14 protein-coding genes are annotated in these 15,100 nt (G+C 55.0%); 6 read left to right on the top strand and 8 right to left on the bottom strand.

The window, feature by feature from the left end; all coding sequences use genetic code 11:
• Window positions 1-514: 514 nt before the first annotated feature.
• From JFL75_RS12310 to JFL75_RS12295, 4 genes are all read right to left on the bottom strand, one after another.
• On the bottom strand, window positions 515-1,210 hold the full coding sequence (locus tag JFL75_RS12310; protein ID WP_215626982.1) for a PspA/IM30 family protein: 696 nt from the start codon (window positions 1,208-1,210) through the stop codon (window positions 515-517).
• Between the two features lie 50 nt (window positions 1,211-1,260).
• On the bottom strand, window positions 1,261-1,644 hold the full coding sequence (locus tag JFL75_RS12305; protein WP_215626981.1) for a YbjN domain-containing protein: 384 nt from the start codon (window positions 1,642-1,644) through the stop codon (window positions 1,261-1,263).
• Window positions 1,645-1,686: 42 nt separating this feature from the next.
• A complete protein-coding gene (locus tag JFL75_RS12300) occupies window positions 1,687-2,238 on the bottom strand; it encodes an STAS domain-containing protein (protein WP_215626980.1) in 552 nt (183 codons plus the stop codon).
• A gap of 200 nt (window positions 2,239-2,438) precedes the next feature.
• Window positions 2,439-3,167, bottom strand: coding sequence for an SDR family NAD(P)-dependent oxidoreductase (locus JFL75_RS12295; RefSeq protein ID WP_215626979.1), 729 nt, complete (start codon window positions 3,165-3,167; stop codon window positions 2,439-2,441).
• A 365-nt stretch (window positions 3,168-3,532) separates the two neighbouring features.
• Here JFL75_RS12295 and JFL75_RS12290 point away from each other — a divergent pair, with 365 nt between their 5' ends.
• The gene (locus JFL75_RS12290; RefSeq protein WP_215626978.1) at window positions 3,533-4,258 is read left to right on the top strand and encodes an RNA methyltransferase; all 726 of its coding nucleotides are present in this window, start codon (window positions 3,533-3,535) and stop codon (window positions 4,256-4,258) included.
• 8 nt (window positions 4,259-4,266) lie between these two features.
• Here the strand turns inward: JFL75_RS12290 and JFL75_RS12285 are convergent, their stop codons facing one another.
• The 4 genes from JFL75_RS12285 to JFL75_RS12270 form a co-directional block, all read right to left on the bottom strand.
• Window positions 4,267-5,049, bottom strand: coding sequence for a WecB/TagA/CpsF family glycosyltransferase (locus JFL75_RS12285; RefSeq protein ID WP_223292642.1), 783 nt, complete (start codon window positions 5,047-5,049; stop codon window positions 4,267-4,269).
• Window positions 5,013-5,825 carry an RsmE family RNA methyltransferase gene (locus JFL75_RS12280; protein ID WP_215626977.1) on the bottom strand — a complete coding sequence of 271 codons (813 nt, stop codon included), beginning with the start codon at window positions 5,823-5,825 and terminating at the stop codon, window positions 5,013-5,015. The genes JFL75_RS12285 and JFL75_RS12280 overlap by 37 nt, the downstream gene beginning before the upstream one ends.
• Before the next feature lie 45 nt (window positions 5,826-5,870).
• Complete coding sequence (locus tag JFL75_RS12275; protein ID WP_223292641.1) at window positions 5,871-7,349, bottom strand: S41 family peptidase; 1,479 nt, start codon at window positions 7,347-7,349, stop codon at window positions 5,871-5,873.
• 371 nt (window positions 7,350-7,720) lie between these two features.
• Window positions 7,721-7,888 (bottom strand): hypothetical protein, encoded by a 168-nt coding sequence (locus JFL75_RS12270; protein WP_215626975.1) that lies wholly within the window; start codon window positions 7,886-7,888, stop codon window positions 7,721-7,723.
• 72 nt (window positions 7,889-7,960) lie between these two features.
• Here JFL75_RS12270 and JFL75_RS12265 point away from each other — a divergent pair, with 72 nt between their 5' ends.
• The 5 genes from JFL75_RS12265 (at window position 7,961) to JFL75_RS12245 (ending at window position 15,090) form a co-directional block, all read left to right on the top strand.
• The gene (locus tag JFL75_RS12265) at window positions 7,961-8,452 is read left to right on the top strand and encodes a hypothetical protein (RefSeq protein ID WP_215626974.1); all 492 of its coding nucleotides are present in this window, start codon (window positions 7,961-7,963) and stop codon (window positions 8,450-8,452) included.
• Window positions 8,452-9,591 carry a nucleotide-binding protein gene (locus JFL75_RS12260; protein WP_215626973.1) on the top strand — a complete coding sequence of 380 codons (1,140 nt, stop codon included), beginning with the start codon at window positions 8,452-8,454 and terminating at the stop codon, window positions 9,589-9,591. Before JFL75_RS12265 ends, JFL75_RS12260 begins: the two co-directional genes overlap by 1 nt.
• Window positions 9,592-9,693: 102 nt before the next feature.
• A complete protein-coding gene (locus JFL75_RS12255) occupies window positions 9,694-12,630 on the top strand; it encodes a FapA family protein (RefSeq protein ID WP_215626972.1) in 2,937 nt (978 codons plus the stop codon).
• Window positions 12,631-12,638: 8 nt separating this feature from the next.
• Entirely contained in the window at window positions 12,639-13,676 is a 1,038-nt protein-coding gene (lgt, locus tag JFL75_RS12250; protein WP_215626971.1) for a prolipoprotein diacylglyceryl transferase, read from the top strand.
• A 52-nt stretch (window positions 13,677-13,728) separates the two neighbouring features.
• Complete coding sequence (locus JFL75_RS12245) at window positions 13,729-15,090, top strand: pyridoxal-phosphate dependent enzyme (protein ID WP_215626970.1); 1,362 nt, start codon at window positions 13,729-13,731, stop codon at window positions 15,088-15,090.
• The last annotated feature ends 10 nt before the right edge of the window (window positions 15,091-15,100 follow it).

Genomic DNA, 15,100 nt, shown 5'->3' with positions numbered 1-15,100 from the left:
ACAGGAGTGTTAGAACGAAACAGATACTAAAAAATATCACTAAGCGCGCTAAACCTTTCACTACTTTAGCCTAGCATGGCTGAAGTCCGAATGCAAGCGCGAAGAGATATTTGCGGACAAAAGGCAGATCCGTGAACTGCCGGGGCCGGTTTGTTTTTTAATGGTAATACGGAAATAATCCACAGGTTTTCCACAGAAGGAATTTTTTTTACTGAAAAAAAAATTGATTTATGACTCCAGTCATCAGCAATTTACAGATGTCATTTTTAGGGAAGCGCGGTTTTTATTAAAATAATTCCTTTTATTATAAAGAGATAAGTGTTTTTGCCTGTAGTGGGTTCTATATAGGAAAATTACAAATGTATACAAACGGATACAGTGGTATGGGTCATTATGAACTATAAACAAGTTATCCACAGAATATTAACAGACTGCCAGGGTCCTGCCGGACGGACAACTCCTCTCACTATAAAGAATTGCGTCCGGTAAACCCCTTCCTGCGCCGCCGCCGGGTTTATTCCGATTTATCCGGCAGGGATTTCATTTTTTCTTTCAGTTCGAGAAGCATCAGGTCCGCGGAGGTGTCGGATTTTTCCAGTTCCGCAAAACGTTTTTCCAGGTTTGAACCGGCGGTAAGATCGTCAAGTTCCCGGGCGGCTTCGGCCTGGGCTTCCATCTGATCCACCTTCTCGGCCATGCGGTCAAAGGCTTCGAAGGCCGTTTTGTTTCCGGACATGGTAGAAATCGTACTCTGGATCTTCTGCTGGGCTTCCGCCCGTTTTGCCCGGGCGACGAGGAGGTTTTTCTTCCGCTGGGCTTCCTCTATTTTATTCTGAAGGTCCCTGAGGGATTCCTTGAGACGGTCCACCGACGCTTTCTGGGTTTCCCACTGTTTCTGATACTCAACGAAATTGTTGTCGTGTTCCTGTTTCCGGAGAAGGGCTTCCTTGGCCAGGTCATCCTTGCCGGCCTGGACCGCCAGCATGGCCTTCCGTTCCCATTCCTGGGACTGGGTCTGCTGGTTCAAGGCCTCCCGTTCCAGCTTTTTTTCATCCGCGATGGCCATGGCCACGGCTTTCTTGGACTCGATCAGCTGCTGGTTCATATCAATGAGCAGCTGGTTGAGCATTTTCTCCGGTTTTTCGGCTTTATTTATTGCATCATTTACGTTTGATGAAATGAGGGTTTTTAACCTCGAAAAAATTCCCATATTATCCTGCCTCCCTGCCGCCGGGCTTAAAACGCCGGCGCTTACCGGTACTATTGAGCGCGGTACTTTGAGAGAATAGGGTAGTGCTGGGTCAAAGCCAGACTAAAGGCATCCAGGGTCGCCCTAAACTCCGTAAAGTCCATAGAATTATATTCTAAGGTATCAATTAATACAATCTGATCTTCTTCCAGTGCGTAGGCTCCGTGGAGGACGTCATTGGCGTTCAATTCCAGCAGCTTGGTGAAAAACTCGAGTCTTTTTTCCTGGGGGGCGTCCATAATCACCGCGCGGATGATCACCAGGGGTTCGGTATACATGACAACGATCCCTTCAAGATCGTGTTCCTCATCATCTATGAGCCACATGTTTTTTTCGATTTCACGGTAGGTATACATGAGTTCGATGAGATACTGTTCAACCTTGTTTTCCTGCATGGACTGTTCCTTCTGCGGAGTTTGGGATTAGCGGTTCCGTCCTTAGCCGAGGAATACCTGACCTGAATTGTCGATTGCTAGGATTGTTTTGCATTCGGAGCACCGGAACCGGCCGGATTTGACTGCCTTGAGTTTTTTTGAACAGATCGGGCAGGCAAAAATTTTGGGAAAAACCGAAACCTTTTCCGTTGATGAACCGGTGCGGAAAAAATCGATGGAATCATCCAGATTGTCTTTGATATTAAAAAACTGGGAGAAACCAAGGAGCTGGAATACTTCATAAACCTTGGGCTGAATCTCAAGAAGCACGAGATCCCCCCCTCTGGGTTTTACTGACTTAAGAAAGGCGGTAAAGGAACCGATGCCCGTGGATGATACGTAGTTAAGCCCTCCGCACTGGAAAATCAGCCGGATAAATCCCGCTTCAATCGCCTTGGCGACACGTTTTTGGAAGTAGTTTGAGTTGTATGTATCTATATACCCTGTAAGATAGAGAACGAGACAGCCTTCCACCTCAGGAATCTTCTGAAGCTTTATTTTAAGGCTTTCATCTTTCTCATCATCAAATCCAGGAACTATATCGTTGTTAGTCATGACGCTCCCTTCGTCCCAAAACCCTGTCCCCCGCGGGAATTGGATGGTTAATTAAATCATATATATAATACAGTATCGGCCACTTACGCTCCATTATATATTATTATTTCACTATAAATTTGTCAAACCTGGGATACTGCATTCATACCATTCTGTATCCAATAATATACCCAAATTTTACAATATTTCACGATTTTTTATTATAAAACGATACCTCCGTCAAAGGGAATGACCGCGCCGTTGAGCCGGGGGTTCCCCAGCACCGTCAGAGCCGTTTTCGCCACATCTTCCGGGATCATGGGGGAATTCCCCGGACTGTGTTCCCGGTTGTACGCCCGGGCTTCCGCATTCAGATATTCTGTATCCACCAGGCCGGGGCAGAGGACGTTGCAGGTAACCCCCCGGGACCCCGCCTGCCGGGCGGCTGACTGGGCAAGGACTCCCAGGGCTGTTTTTGCCGAAGAATACGCGGCTGTGCTGGTAAAACCCCTTACCGCGGCGGTTCCGGTACCGCCGAACAGCAGTATCCGTCCCCAGCCTGTTTCCATCATTTTACCGATCACCCATGACACAAGGATCCCCGGAATGGCCAGGTTGCCGTATACGAGACTGGTCCAGTCTTCCGGGGCCATCGCGCCGAGAGAACCCCGCTTGAAAGGGCCCCAGGCGCAGACGAGTATATCCGGCGGCGGAACCCGGTCAAAAATCTCCCGGACCGCCTCCGGTTTATCCAGGGCAAGGAGAAGTCCCTCGGCGGTTCCCCCTTTGTCCCGGATGGCGGTGACGGTCCGGCCGAGCCGTTCCCGGGAATTCCCGCCGTGGACCCAGACCCGGGCACCCGCTTCACCCAGGAGCACCGAAACCGCGGCTCCGATTCCGCCGCTTCCGCCGATAACCAGGGCATTCCTGCCGCTGAAACACTGTTCCATATCTTTTATTATAGCGAATTTTTATATAAAGTTATGCGGGGAAGCACAGAATCTTTCAATCCGGAAAGCACCCGGGGTGTACCGGTGCCGCGGGTCCTGGTGTATAAAAAGGGGATTGGCTCCGTGTCGGCCTTCGGCCTCGAAAGTCGTTTTATATGACAGACCCGGTGTTACCATTACGGCCCGGGTGCTTTCCGGCTTAACCGGCTCTATGCTGCCCTTCGCGGGAGGGCTGGGTGTGTGAGGAACATGGCCCCTGGCGCCAGTCTGCCGGTGCAGAGTGTGCGAGACTCATAAAATGAGGTGTTCTGTGATGGTTCGTTCCGAGTTACCCTGGATATTGTCTTTTTTTCCGCGGGGAACCTATGGGTCCCGGTGATATTGCGGTTGTCCTGGTCCGGCCGTCGGAATCCGGAAATATCGGGGCCGTCTGCAGGGCCATGGCCAATATGGGGCTCGGGGATCTCCGTATTGTCGCCCCGGAATGTGTTCCCGACGAGGCGGTTATCCGGGCCCGGGCGGTACACGCGGAAAATGTCTGGGACAAAGCAAGGCATTTTTCCTCCCTGGAGGACGCCCTGGCCGACCGTTCTCTGGTGATCGGGACTACCCGCCGTATGGGGCAGCGCCGGAAATCCGTCACCATCACCCCCCGGGAAACTGCGGAGTACCTCAGCGGCAAAGACGGAACCGCCGCCCTGGTATTCGGCAATGAGCGGACCGGTCTGACCCGGGACGAATTGGCCCTGTGCACCCTGGCTTCCCATATTCCCGCCTGTGATGATTTTCCTTCCCTTAATCTTTCCCACGCGGTCCAGGTATACGCCTATGAGCTGTATACGGCCCTGGGCCCTCCGCCGGGAAAACGGTGGGCGCCGATGGACCGGAAGGCTGCCGATGAGGTGACCGCCTCCGTCAGCGCGTCCCTGGAAACCCTGGGATTCTACAAGCAGCAGGGCCGGGAGGAACAGGAGCGCTTTTTTAGGGATTTATTCTCAAGAGCGGGGCTGACAATCAGGGAAGGCCGGTATGTTAAGGCCATTTTTACCAAAATCGCCTGGCTTGGGGGTAAAAACAGAACACCGCAGTAACGGCGCAATCATTCGGAACCGGTCTCCGGAGCCGAGGGTTTTACGAACAGGCGGTACACCACCAGGAGCAGTTTGTAGTACAGGTACGGAAAAATCCTGAATAGTTTAAAGGGATTCCGCAGACAGAACCCGATCCATTCCATTCCGCGTCTGAAAACTCCTTCGGAAGGCCTCCGGCGGCGTTCCGCGAACACATCAAAGAGATCGCTGCACCAGAGCCTGAGCGCCGGATTGAGAGCGCCGCCGTGCCGGGCAATCCATTTCTCCCGGCCCCGGACGCCTTTCCCCACCAGAAGCAGCGACGGGCCGGCCTTGCGGATCGCCTGGAGGATAGTTCCCTGTTCCGCCTGCTCAAACCGTCCGATATACCGTCCGACGATCCGCAGCTTGGGGAAGGTCTGGCGTAAGTTCTTTTCGGTTTTCTGGAGTATGGACTTTTTCCCGCCCAGCAGGTACAGGGAGTATTCCCGCTTCTCCAGGATTGTGAGGAGCCGGATCACGAAGTCAAAGGGCATGTACCGTACCGGGGTTTTCCGGGTTAAAAAGCGGGCCCCGCCGATGAGGCTTTTTGATATGGGAATTACCAGGGCGGCGTTGAGGACGTAGGAACGGTACTCGCTGTTTCTCCTGGCTCTGAGCAGGTCCCACAATGAAAGCAGTACAATATTCTGGGGTTTCTCTGTTTTCAGCAATCCGTAAATTTTTTCTTCCATGGCTTCGGGGGGAAGAATGTCCAGGGGAACTTTTAAAATACTTATCCGTTCGGCTGCTGTCTGCTCTGCGGCATCCACGATGATTTCTCCAAAAGTATAATTCTGACCGCGGCGACTCCGCAGAGCGCCGCGGTTTCCGTCCTGAGAACGGTGGATCCAATTACCAGGGGTTTAAAACCCGCATCCGCAAATAACGCGGTTTCCGCTGCAGAAAAGCCGCCCTCCGGGCCAACCGCCAGGGCAACGAGTTCGGGATTGCTTCCAAGATAGCCGTGGAAGGACCCCTGTTCAAGTGGGTCCTGATGGAGCAGAAGTCCCAGGGCGCTGCTGTTCCGGCTTTTAATGGTTTCCCAGTAGGAAAGAATCCCTCCGATGCTGTCCGGCGGCCTGACAGTGGTTTCCACCAGCGAACCGCTTTGCTGGCGGGCTTCCCTGATAATTTTCCGCCACCGTTCGGTTTTCGCTTCTCTCCCGGTATCCCGGGGAATTGAATGGGCGGAATAAAACGGAACCACTTCCGATACCGCCCCTTCCGCGGCCTGCCGGACGATAAGGTCCATTTTTGAACCCTTTGGTATAGCCTGGAACAGCAGTATCCGGGGTTCCGGACAGGTCACCGCGGTTTGTTCCGGAAGTTCCGCGGAATTCCCGGTGGATGCGGTGCAGCTCCCGGTGAGCCGGCGGGACGACACGGAGCCGACCCGGAGGTTCACTTTTTCTCCCGACGGGGTGACCGCGGAAAAGACATCCCCGGGCTTAAGCCGCCGTACCCGTACGAGATAATGGAAATCGTCGCCGGTAACGGAAACAGTGCCGGAATCATCCGGTGCTGTTTTCAGCAGAAACTGCTTCATGGTATGAGTCCCGCGGAAGGAACCGTCCTGCGGACGGGCCCAGCCTTAGGACACAATGGCCTCCTCTTCCCGGGCTGCTTCATCCTGCAGGGTTTTCAGTGTCTTTGCGTCCCGCAGGAGCTGATTGTAACTGCTGTTCCCGATAATATTAACCGCTTCCTGAAGCTGTACATCGTATTCCAGGTCGTAAACCGGGGCAATGGTGGTCCGGTTCTGTTCATTTCTGACCAGGCGGCGGAGCAGGGAAGCGTCAATACCGTATTCCCGGTTGAGATCCCTGACGAACCCGTCGATCTGAGTTTGGGTTGCCTCGGGCCGTTCCTTTACGAAATCGGGAATCTTGTTTGAAATAATAAGCTGCCCCAAGGCTTCAGCCTGTTCTTCATTTATTTCGGGGAATTTGACCTCCCGATCCGGGGGGATTCCGATCTTATCGATATTAACATCGCTGGGAGTATAGTAACGGGCTGTGGTCAGCTTGAAACCCACCTGGTCAATGGGGAATACCTGCTGCACCGAACCCTTGCCGAAGGATTTTTCACCCACCAGCAACGCCCGGCCGCGGTCTTTCAGCGCCCCCGCAACGATTTCCGATGCTGACGCGGATCCCCGGTTTATGAGCACCACGATGGGCATGGCCGTCGGCACGGCGGTACTGCGCCGCGCGGTGAACACCATATTTTCCGAGGCAATCCGGGATTTTGTGGAAACCACCACTCCGCCTTCCAGGAAAAGGTCGCAGATGCCGATAGCCGACTGGAGCAGGCCGCCGTAGTTGTTCCGGAGGTCGATAATAAGGGATTTGTAATTCTTGGTTTTGAAGAATTCAATGGCGTCCTTTGCGCGGTCCACCGTCATGGGCGTAAAGGTTATGATCTTGAGGTACCCTACGTCGCCGATCATGTCGTATTTTATGGTAGGAACTTCGATAATTGCCCGGGTCAGGGTAACGGGAAATTCCAGTTTTTCTCCCCGGCGGATGATGAGTTTCACATCAACACCGGGTTCCCCCCGGAGACGGGCAAGCACTTCGTCCATGGTCAGCTTGTCGGTGGACTCCCCGTTTATTTCAATTATGAGATCCCCGGGGCTGATCCCCGCCCGCCATCCCGGCGTATCCTCGATAGGTGAAGCCACTTCCACATAGGGCGGATTTCCGCCGGTACCTTCTCCCACGGGCTTGGATATGTACAGTCCGACCCCGCCGAAACTGCCCTGGGTGGTTTCGTTCAGGTCGGACATGTCGGATTCCGACAGGAACGAAGAATAGGGATCCTCCAGGGCATCGAACATGCCTTTCATGGCGCCTTCGAACAATGCCTGGGGCTCAACTTCTTCCACATAATGTTTCTGAATAAAATCGAACACATTCTGGATAATCGATGTATAACGCCGGGTATCCTGTTCCCTGGTCTGAGCTCCCGCCGGGGGCACCGAAGCCAGAATGAATATAGCGCACAACGCAATGGTTGAAAAAACCCAGAGTGATTTGAAGGGAAATGGGCCTTTTGGGGCCGGTGACATATCTTCTCTCATTACTTCATTCTAGAAAAGCCTGGGGTTTTGTCAATGATACTGCCGGGCAGCGGCAGTGTACCCTGGATATAACACAAAGAAGCATGGTGGATACCGGGACCGGGGGTCCTGTCACAGAGAAAGGGTGATGGCTCCGTGTCGGCCTGCGGCCTCGAAAGTCGCTCATACCCCATGTCCCCGGATACCCCGCGTTACCATTATGGGCCATGCTTCTTTGCCTTGTCTGCAAGATTCCGGGACTGCGGCTGCCCTTCCGCGGGGAGGGTGGGTGTGGGATGCTGGGCCGAGTATTGTCAGGTGGCCGGTCAAGCCAAGTGGTCAATCTCCGTCCCGGGTTTTCCTTAATACGGAATAGCTTCTCATACCCAGCACCCCGCGCAGGGAAGTACCGAGCCGGTTAAGCCGGAAAGCACCCGGGCCGTAACGGTATCGCCGGGTCTCTCGAATAAAACGACTTTCGAGGCCTTTAGGCCGCTGAGGAGCCATTCCCATTCCACTATGACAGGCCCCGCAGAACCGATACCCACGGATGCTTTCCGGTTTCAAAGATTCTGTGCTTCCCCCTTGACCGCATTCCCGGAGAACCGTAGAGTTTTAGCATGGAAGTTTACCGGCCTTTCAGGTTCGCCCTGTTTGTTTACGATCTTTTCCGGCTTGTTTTTGTTGTCTGTATGGTCGCTTTTTTCAGTCCCTCCATGGGTGACCCGGGAAGCAGAATCATGCCGTACATATTTTTTGCGGCTCCCAACGCGCTTTTTCCGCTGATGAGTTTATTTATATGGGCCAGCCTTGCAAGGTACGCGTCGTATCTGCCGCTGTATTTGGCGGGCAAGCTTATCGGCATTGGTTCTTTTATCGCCTGGCTGGGCTTTTCCTTCAATAATATTCTCGTGTCACTTCCCATGAATGCCGTCTCGGGACTCATGATCCTGGGGCTCACACTTCTTTTGTGTCTTGCCGATATTGGTACTATCCTGGGAGTGTCTCTGCTGCTCAGACGCATAGGCCCGCGTCAAACGGAAGAAGGCCGCCTGCAGGCCCGGGAGTCCTCGGAAGAACCCGCCGGGGAGCCCGATAACGGAGGTTTTTAATGCGTATTATTCCCATAGCCAGCGGTAAGGGCGGCGTCGGAAAATCCCTGGTCGCCGCAAATCTCGCCGTGGCTTTTGCCCAGGCAGGCCAGCGGGTTGTACTGGCCGATCTTGACCTGGGGGCCTCGAACCTCCATTTGGTCATCGGATGCCAGGCCCCGAAGGCGGGGATCGGTACGTTCCTCAATGACACGAAAACCGATTTTTCTAAAATAATAATCGATACGGATATCCCGAACCTTAGATTTATTCCCGGAGACGGCGAAATACCGGGAAGCGCCAATGTCAAGCTCATGCAGCGCAAGGCCCTGGTCCGGCGACTTCTTTCCCTGGACGCCGATATCCTGATCCTCGACCTCGGGGCCGGGACACACCAGTTTATCCTTGATTTTTTCCTGCTGTCCGGCCAGGGCATTGTGGTGAGCGCCCCCACGGTTACCGCGACCCTCAATGCCTATGTGTTCCTCAAGAATACGGTATTCCGGCTGATGTACACGGTTTTTACCAAGGGAACCAAGGCCCTGGAGTACCTCGAATCCATGCGGCGGGACAGCACGGGTCTGCAGAAACTGTATATTCCCCGGATGCTCCAGGAAATCAGCAAAATCGACCCCGAATCCTACGCCAAATTCCGGGAAACCATGGATCGTTTCCATCCCAGGCTTATTATGAACATGATTGAGGACCCCAAGGACGCGGATGTGGCGATGAAAATCCGGCGTTCCTGTGAGGAGTATCTGGATCTGAAAATTGAGCACCTGGGAATAATGTACCGGGACAACATGCAGGATGTGGCTCTTTCGTCGCGGCTTCCCATTGTGCTCTACAAGCCCCAGTCGGTCCTTTCTCAGGCGATCTTCCGTATCGCCGACAAGATACTCCAGAGCGACGACGAGGACTTTTCCATCAGTGAGCGGGATATCGACGAAAGTTTCCAGGAAGCTACCATTGAAGCGGAAACGGACTTCAACAATAAAATGGAATACGTGGAGGAACTGCTCCACAGCGGCGTGCTTACCCAGGGGGATCTGGTTGAAACCGTCAAAACCCAGCAGTTCGAGATTGTCAAATTAAAAAAGGAAAATAATTTCTTAAAAAGCAAGCTGACCAAGGCAATATCCCAGGGATTTAAAGTATAATAGACTTGTGAGATAACCCGGTTGGTGAATCTACAGGAACCTCTAAAAATTTCAGTTTTTAGAAGTTCCCTATTTTTACGGTGAGGCGGAACTGCTGGCGGTATGGCAGGATTGTTTGCTAAAGGAACAGCATCTATTGAAATCGACCCTCGGGAACTGGAGGCGAAAATCCTATTCACTCCCGAGGAGGACGGCCTCGCGTGGGACGCGGATGCCCTGTTCAAGATTATCGGTGAGCAGCGCCTGGCGCCCCTTCCGCCGCCGAATATTATTGAGGATTTTCTAAAAAAAGCCGCTAAAGCTAAAGCTCCTATAGAGGCGGTTCTGTATGAGGGGATCCCGCCGGAGGATCCGGCCGCCGAACAGGTCCAGTGGGAAGAACTGCCGGTCCCCGGCGATGTGGCGCCGTTTGCCGGAGAAACCCTTTCCAAAGCCGGCCCCCCGGAACTGTTCCGGATCAAAACCGAAAAGATAAAACGCGAAACCATTGTAACGAAACCGTCAAAGCTTCCGTTCCTTCCCGCGAAGGAAGAGGTGGTGGTAACCTGGGACAAAAAAGAAACCCGGGAGCCCGCCGAGGTTAATCCTGAAGTCCGGGAAACCCGGTACGCGGACCGGGGCGTGAAGCTCGGCACCATAGCGCCTCCAAAGCCGGGAAAACCCGGAAAAAATGTTTTCGGCCGGCCTGTTCCTCCCTCCCAGCTGGGGGACGGGCTTTTCCTTTTTGGGAACGGGATCCGGCGGGAGAAGAATGAAATTTACGCGGATGCCGGCGGTATTGTCCGGATAGGCGAAGACTGGGCCGACATACTGCCCCTGGCAAAGCCCCTCTGGTCCGTGGAAAAAGGATCCGACGGGGTAACGCTTTTTTTTAAATTTGAACCCGGGGATCCCCGGTTCGCGGTTCCATCGGGACAGGCGGTGATCGCTGCGGCCCTTGAGCAGGGTGCGGACGAATCCAAACTGGTAACCTCCGGGGAAATTGACGGCGAGATAGCGCGGTCGGTTGCTTCCGGCGAGGCTGTTTTCGCATATCCCCTGTTCCGCACCCAGGAAGCGGAAGCGAAGGTCATAGTTTCCCCGGATAAGCTCAGCGCCCGGCTTCTGCTCAGAAAAGGCGTTGCCGGGGCCCGCCCCCTGGAGATGAAGGCCATTTCCCAGGCGATTAAGGATTCCGGGGTCCGGGAATACGATGCGGAGAAGGTAAAGGCGGATATCCTCGCGTTTATGCAGGGGCCTGACCTGGAGCTGAAGGATTACACCCTGGCGGAAGGAAGAAGCGCTTCCCGGGGGGAAGACCGGGGGATTAATTACCTGGTTGAATTCCTCCCCGATGAGGAAGCAAAGGACTATCTGGACCGGCTCGGCCAGATTCCCCAATGGCAGTCTCTGCTCACCGAAGATAAGTATTTTCCCTTATCCGAAACCAACCGCGTTGCCCCGGTCCGGGGCGATCTCCGGGTCGCGAATATCAGCCCCGCCCGGGAAGGGGAATCGGGAAAGGACGTTTTCGGGAATGAGCTCCCCGGTATGCCCGGAAACGACCCGGACATAAAATTATTCCAGGGTCTGCACCAGCGGGGAACGGATATCATAACCGAATATCCCGGTCTGCTCCTTATCCATGAAAACGGGAATACTTTTTGGGGCCAGGTGATAGATTACCGGGATTCAAAAGTAATCGTCCAGGTTTCGGAGGATTCCATGGAAGCGTCCATGGAACTCGTCAAAGAATCCGGCGCCGGCCGGTCCCTGAAGCCGGATATGATCACCGCCGCCCTCAAGGACGCGGGAGTCGTCCGGGGTGTCGATAAGGCCGCCCTGGAGACTGCCTACAGAACCGCCATGGCGAAAGGGCATTCCCCGGCGCAGATAGTCGCCCGGGGGGAAGCGCCGGTCTCCGAAGGCGGCTCCGCGGTTAAATGGCTCGTGGCCCTTAATAAGCCGCAGCAGGTAAATATCGGGGCGTCGGGCAGGGCGGATTATAAGAACCGGGGCAGTCTCGTTTCGGTTGATGAAAACACTCCCCTGGCGGAAATAAACCGACAGGGTGAGGACGGCCGTGCGGGATTTGATGTTTTAGGAAACGTCCTGCCGCCGGAGCAGGGAACTTCGGTGGTGCTTGAACATGACGACTCCGTCCGGGAGGAGCCCGCCGGACGGGGAATCCGGCTGGTGGCGGCCCGGTCCGGGGAACTCACCCTGAAGGGGAACAAACTGAGTATCGCCACCCTGCATTCCGTTAAGGGCGATGTCGGGCCGGCCACGGGGAATATAAAATTTTCCGGGGAGGTACGGATCTCCGGGAAGGTCCTGCCGGGGTTTGCCGTTATGGGCGGGCAGGATGTGCTGATCGGGGAAACCGCGGAATCCGCCCTGGTTTCGGCGGGCGGCCGGGTGGTGATTGCCCAGGGGGTAATCGGCGCCGGAAAGGGAGTCGTCCGTGCCCGGAGCACTATTGAGGCCGCTTTCGTGGAGCAGGCGACCCTTCTGGCGGTGGAGGATATCCGCGTCAAAAACGGCTGCGTGCTCTGCAATATAAAAACCAACGGGAAACTGGTCCTTACCGGAGAAAAAGGGCGCCTTGTGGGCGGTGTATGCAAGGCCCGCCGCGGGGTTGATGCCGCGAGTATTGGAACCGAACAGGGAACCCGCACCGAAATTTCCTTTGGCCAGGATTACCTCATCAAGGATCAGATTGAAGTAACGGAACGGGAAATTGAAAAGCTCAAAACCCACCTTCTGGCAATCGATAAAAAAATCAAACAGTCCGAACACATCCCCGCGGCGCTCAGCGCCGCCCGGGCGGAAAAAGTAAAATACATGAAGCTCCTGGAGCAGTACGGATTACGGGTATTCAATCTGCGGGAAAAATTCGAGGAACACCAGGAATCGGAAATCCGGGTTCGGGGTACCATATATCCGGGGGTGGTCATGGAGAGTCATGACCGCTATTATGAAGTAAAGCAGAAACGGAGCCGTGTTGTTTTCTATTTCGATAGGGAACTGGGACGTATCCAAGAAAGGCCCCTGCAGTAGAGGTATTCATGTTATTGGCTGTTGATTTTCCTTCCTGGATTAACCCGGAAATTATACCGGGGCTGCCCTTCCGCTGGTACGGCCTGATGTATCTGGTGGCCTTTGCCATCGCGTATGTTCTGTTCCGGAAGCAGGTTAAGGAACGCAATTTTCCCATGGATGACGACGGCATCTCGGGGCTTTTTTTCTGGGGAATTCTCGGGCTGCTCCTGGGAGCCCGGATTTTTTCAACAATAGTATACGAACCCACCGATATATACCGGCTCCAGCCCTGGCTGGTTTTCTGGCCCTTCCGGGACGGCCAGTTTGTCGGGCTCCAGGGAATGAGTTACCACGGCGGTGTTATCGGCTGCCTTATCGCGGTCATTATCTACTGCGCCAGAAAAAAATACGATATGCGCGAAATCGGTGATATGGTGGTTACCGGTGTTCCCCTGGGGTTTACCTTCGGGCGGCTCGGAAATTTTATCAACGGTGAACTCTACGGCCGGGTAACCGCCGGCCCCTTCGGTATGATCTTCCCCCACGCGAAACCGTATTCCGCCAGCCTGGATTGGGTCCGGGATATCGCCGCGAAGGCGGGTATTGAAATAACAAACCCCAACGCCCTGATAAACCTTCCGCGCCATCCCTCACAGCTGTACGAAGCGCTTTTTGAGGGGGTTATCCTGTGGTTCATCCTTTGGGCTCTCAGGAACCGGAAACCCTTCCGGGGTTTCATGATGGGAATGTACCTGATCGGATACGGCCTGTTCCGTTTCATCATCGAATATTTCCGGGAACCCGATGAGGGCCTGGGATACCGGATTGAACTGGTAAAAAACGGCATACCCCCGGCGCTCTTTTCATCGCTGTTCAATTTTTCCACCGGCCAGGTGCTGTGTTTTCTCATGATCCTGGGGGGCGGTATATGGCTTATCGTGGCTTCCCGGCTTCCGGACAGCAAACCTCTGGTCTTCGATCCGGATACCCAGTCGGCCAAAGACCGGGAAGAACGGGAAGAATCCCGCAAAACCCGGCGGAAGCTGCGGAAAAAGCTGAAGTAAGCGGTACGCACCCAATGGCCGCGGGCCGGAAATCCTAATACAGAGGAACCTTATGCGATATTACAGTACGAGAAAACAGTCCGATCCGGTTTCCTTTGCCCGGGCCGCCCTGGCGGGCCTGGCTCCTGACGGCGGTCTGTTTGTGCCGGAAACTATCCCGGAATACTCCGGGGCCGTAAAAACATCCCTGGGAACCATGGCCTTCCATGAGGTGGCCATGGAAACAATCAGGCCCTATGTTCAGGATGATATCCCGGTTCCGGTGCTCGGCGGTATTATTGAATCGGCGTACCCCTTTACCGCCCCGCTGATTGCCGTGGGCGACCGGATGGTCCTGGAGCTTTTCCACGGGCCAACCGCGGCGTTCAAGGATTTCGGCGCCCGGTTTATGGCCCGGGCCTTCGCGTACCTGCGCCGCGGGGAAGACCGCCCTCTGCGGATACTGGTGGCTACCTCCGGGGACACCGGCGGCGCGGTGGCGGATGGGTTCTTCGGGGTGGAGGGAATCGACGTGACCATTCTCTATCCCCGGGGCCGGGTTTCGCCCCTTCAGGAACGCCAGATCGCGGGTCTCGGCGGCAACATAAGCGCGGCCGCAGTGGAAGGCAGCTTTGACGACTGCCAGGCCCTGGTAAAAGCTGCCTTTGCGGACCGTGGGCTGCGGGAACGCCACGAGCTGTCTTCGGCCAATTCCATAAATGTGTCCCGGCTCATCCCCCAGGCTGTGTACTACGCCGCCGCCGCGGGAACGGCTTTTGACGGCAGGGTGCATCCCGACGGGGAAGCGACTCCCCGGAAAGGACCCTCGGCCGTTCCGGGAACGAACGGCCCGGTCCGGGGCCATCCGGTCAGATTCTGCGTTCCCAGCGGCAACTTCGGAAACCTTACCGCGGGGCTGTACGCCATGGAAATGGGCGCCCCCATCGCCGGGTTTATCGCGGCTACCAATATCAACAAAACCGTACCGGAGTACCTTGAAAGCGGTATCTATAACGCCATGCCTTCGAAGGCTACAATCTCGAACGCCATGGATGTAGGCGCTCCCAGCAATTTTGAGCGCATGGCCTCCCACTGGTCCTATGATGAAATGAAAAGACGGATCCGGGGCGCTTTTGTTTCGGATGAAGCCACCCGGGAAACCATACGGGACGTCCGCGGCAAAGCGGCTTATTTCCTGGATCCCCACGGCGCCGTGGGCTGGCAGGCGGCGGACACACTTCTGGCCGGCGGCATCGTTCCCCAGGGCCCCCTGGCCATTCTCGGAACCGCCCATCCCGCCAAATTCTCCGAAGTGGTGGAACCCCTGACAGGACCCGTGCCGGTTCCTCCCTCCCTCCGGGAGGCCATGGACCGGACCATTCACAGTTCCGTAATTCCCAATGACCTGGCGGCCCTTAAAGCCCTGCTGGGATAAATTTTTGGAG

It is taken from the genome of Breznakiella homolactica (genome assembly GCF_016616095.2).
GTDB lineage: Bacteria > Spirochaetota > Spirochaetia > Treponematales > Breznakiellaceae > Breznakiella > Breznakiella homolactica.
Note: the sequence above shows the minus strand (reverse complement) of the source record. Positions and strands in the feature narration are given on the sequence as shown.

What these genes read in the sequence shown, in the direction of transcription:
- JFL75_RS12245 (WP_215626970.1), top strand. Translation starts at nt 13,729, where the DNA reads ATGCGATATTACAGTACGAGAAAACAGTCCGATCCGGTTTCCTTTGCC.
- JFL75_RS12275 (WP_223292641.1), bottom strand. Translation starts at nt 7,349, where the DNA reads ATGTCACCGGCCCCAAAAGGCCCATTTCCCTTCAAATCACTCTGGGTT.
- JFL75_RS12265 (WP_215626974.1), top strand. Translation starts at nt 7,961, where the DNA reads ATGGAAGTTTACCGGCCTTTCAGGTTCGCCCTGTTTGTTTACGATCTT.
- lgt (WP_215626971.1), top strand. Translation starts at nt 12,639, where the DNA reads ATGTTATTGGCTGTTGATTTTCCTTCCTGGATTAACCCGGAAATTATA.
- JFL75_RS12310 (WP_215626982.1), bottom strand. Translation starts at nt 1,210, where the DNA reads ATGGGAATTTTTTCGAGGTTAAAAACCCTCATTTCATCAAACGTAAAT.
- JFL75_RS12280 (WP_215626977.1), bottom strand. Translation starts at nt 5,825, where the DNA reads ATGAAGCAGTTTCTGCTGAAAACAGCACCGGATGATTCCGGCACTGTT.
- JFL75_RS12300 (WP_215626980.1), bottom strand. Translation starts at nt 2,238, where the DNA reads ATGACTAACAACGATATAGTTCCTGGATTTGATGATGAGAAAGATGAA.
- JFL75_RS12255 (WP_215626972.1), top strand. Translation starts at nt 9,694, where the DNA reads ATGGCAGGATTGTTTGCTAAAGGAACAGCATCTATTGAAATCGACCCT.
- JFL75_RS12290 (WP_215626978.1), top strand. Translation starts at nt 3,533, where the DNA reads ATGGGTCCCGGTGATATTGCGGTTGTCCTGGTCCGGCCGTCGGAATCC.
- JFL75_RS12305 (WP_215626981.1), bottom strand. Translation starts at nt 1,644, where the DNA reads ATGCAGGAAAACAAGGTTGAACAGTATCTCATCGAACTCATGTATACC.
- JFL75_RS12260 (WP_215626973.1), top strand. Translation starts at nt 8,452, where the DNA reads ATGCGTATTATTCCCATAGCCAGCGGTAAGGGCGGCGTCGGAAAATCC.
- JFL75_RS12295 (WP_215626979.1), bottom strand. Translation starts at nt 3,167, where the DNA reads ATGGAACAGTGTTTCAGCGGCAGGAATGCCCTGGTTATCGGCGGAAGC.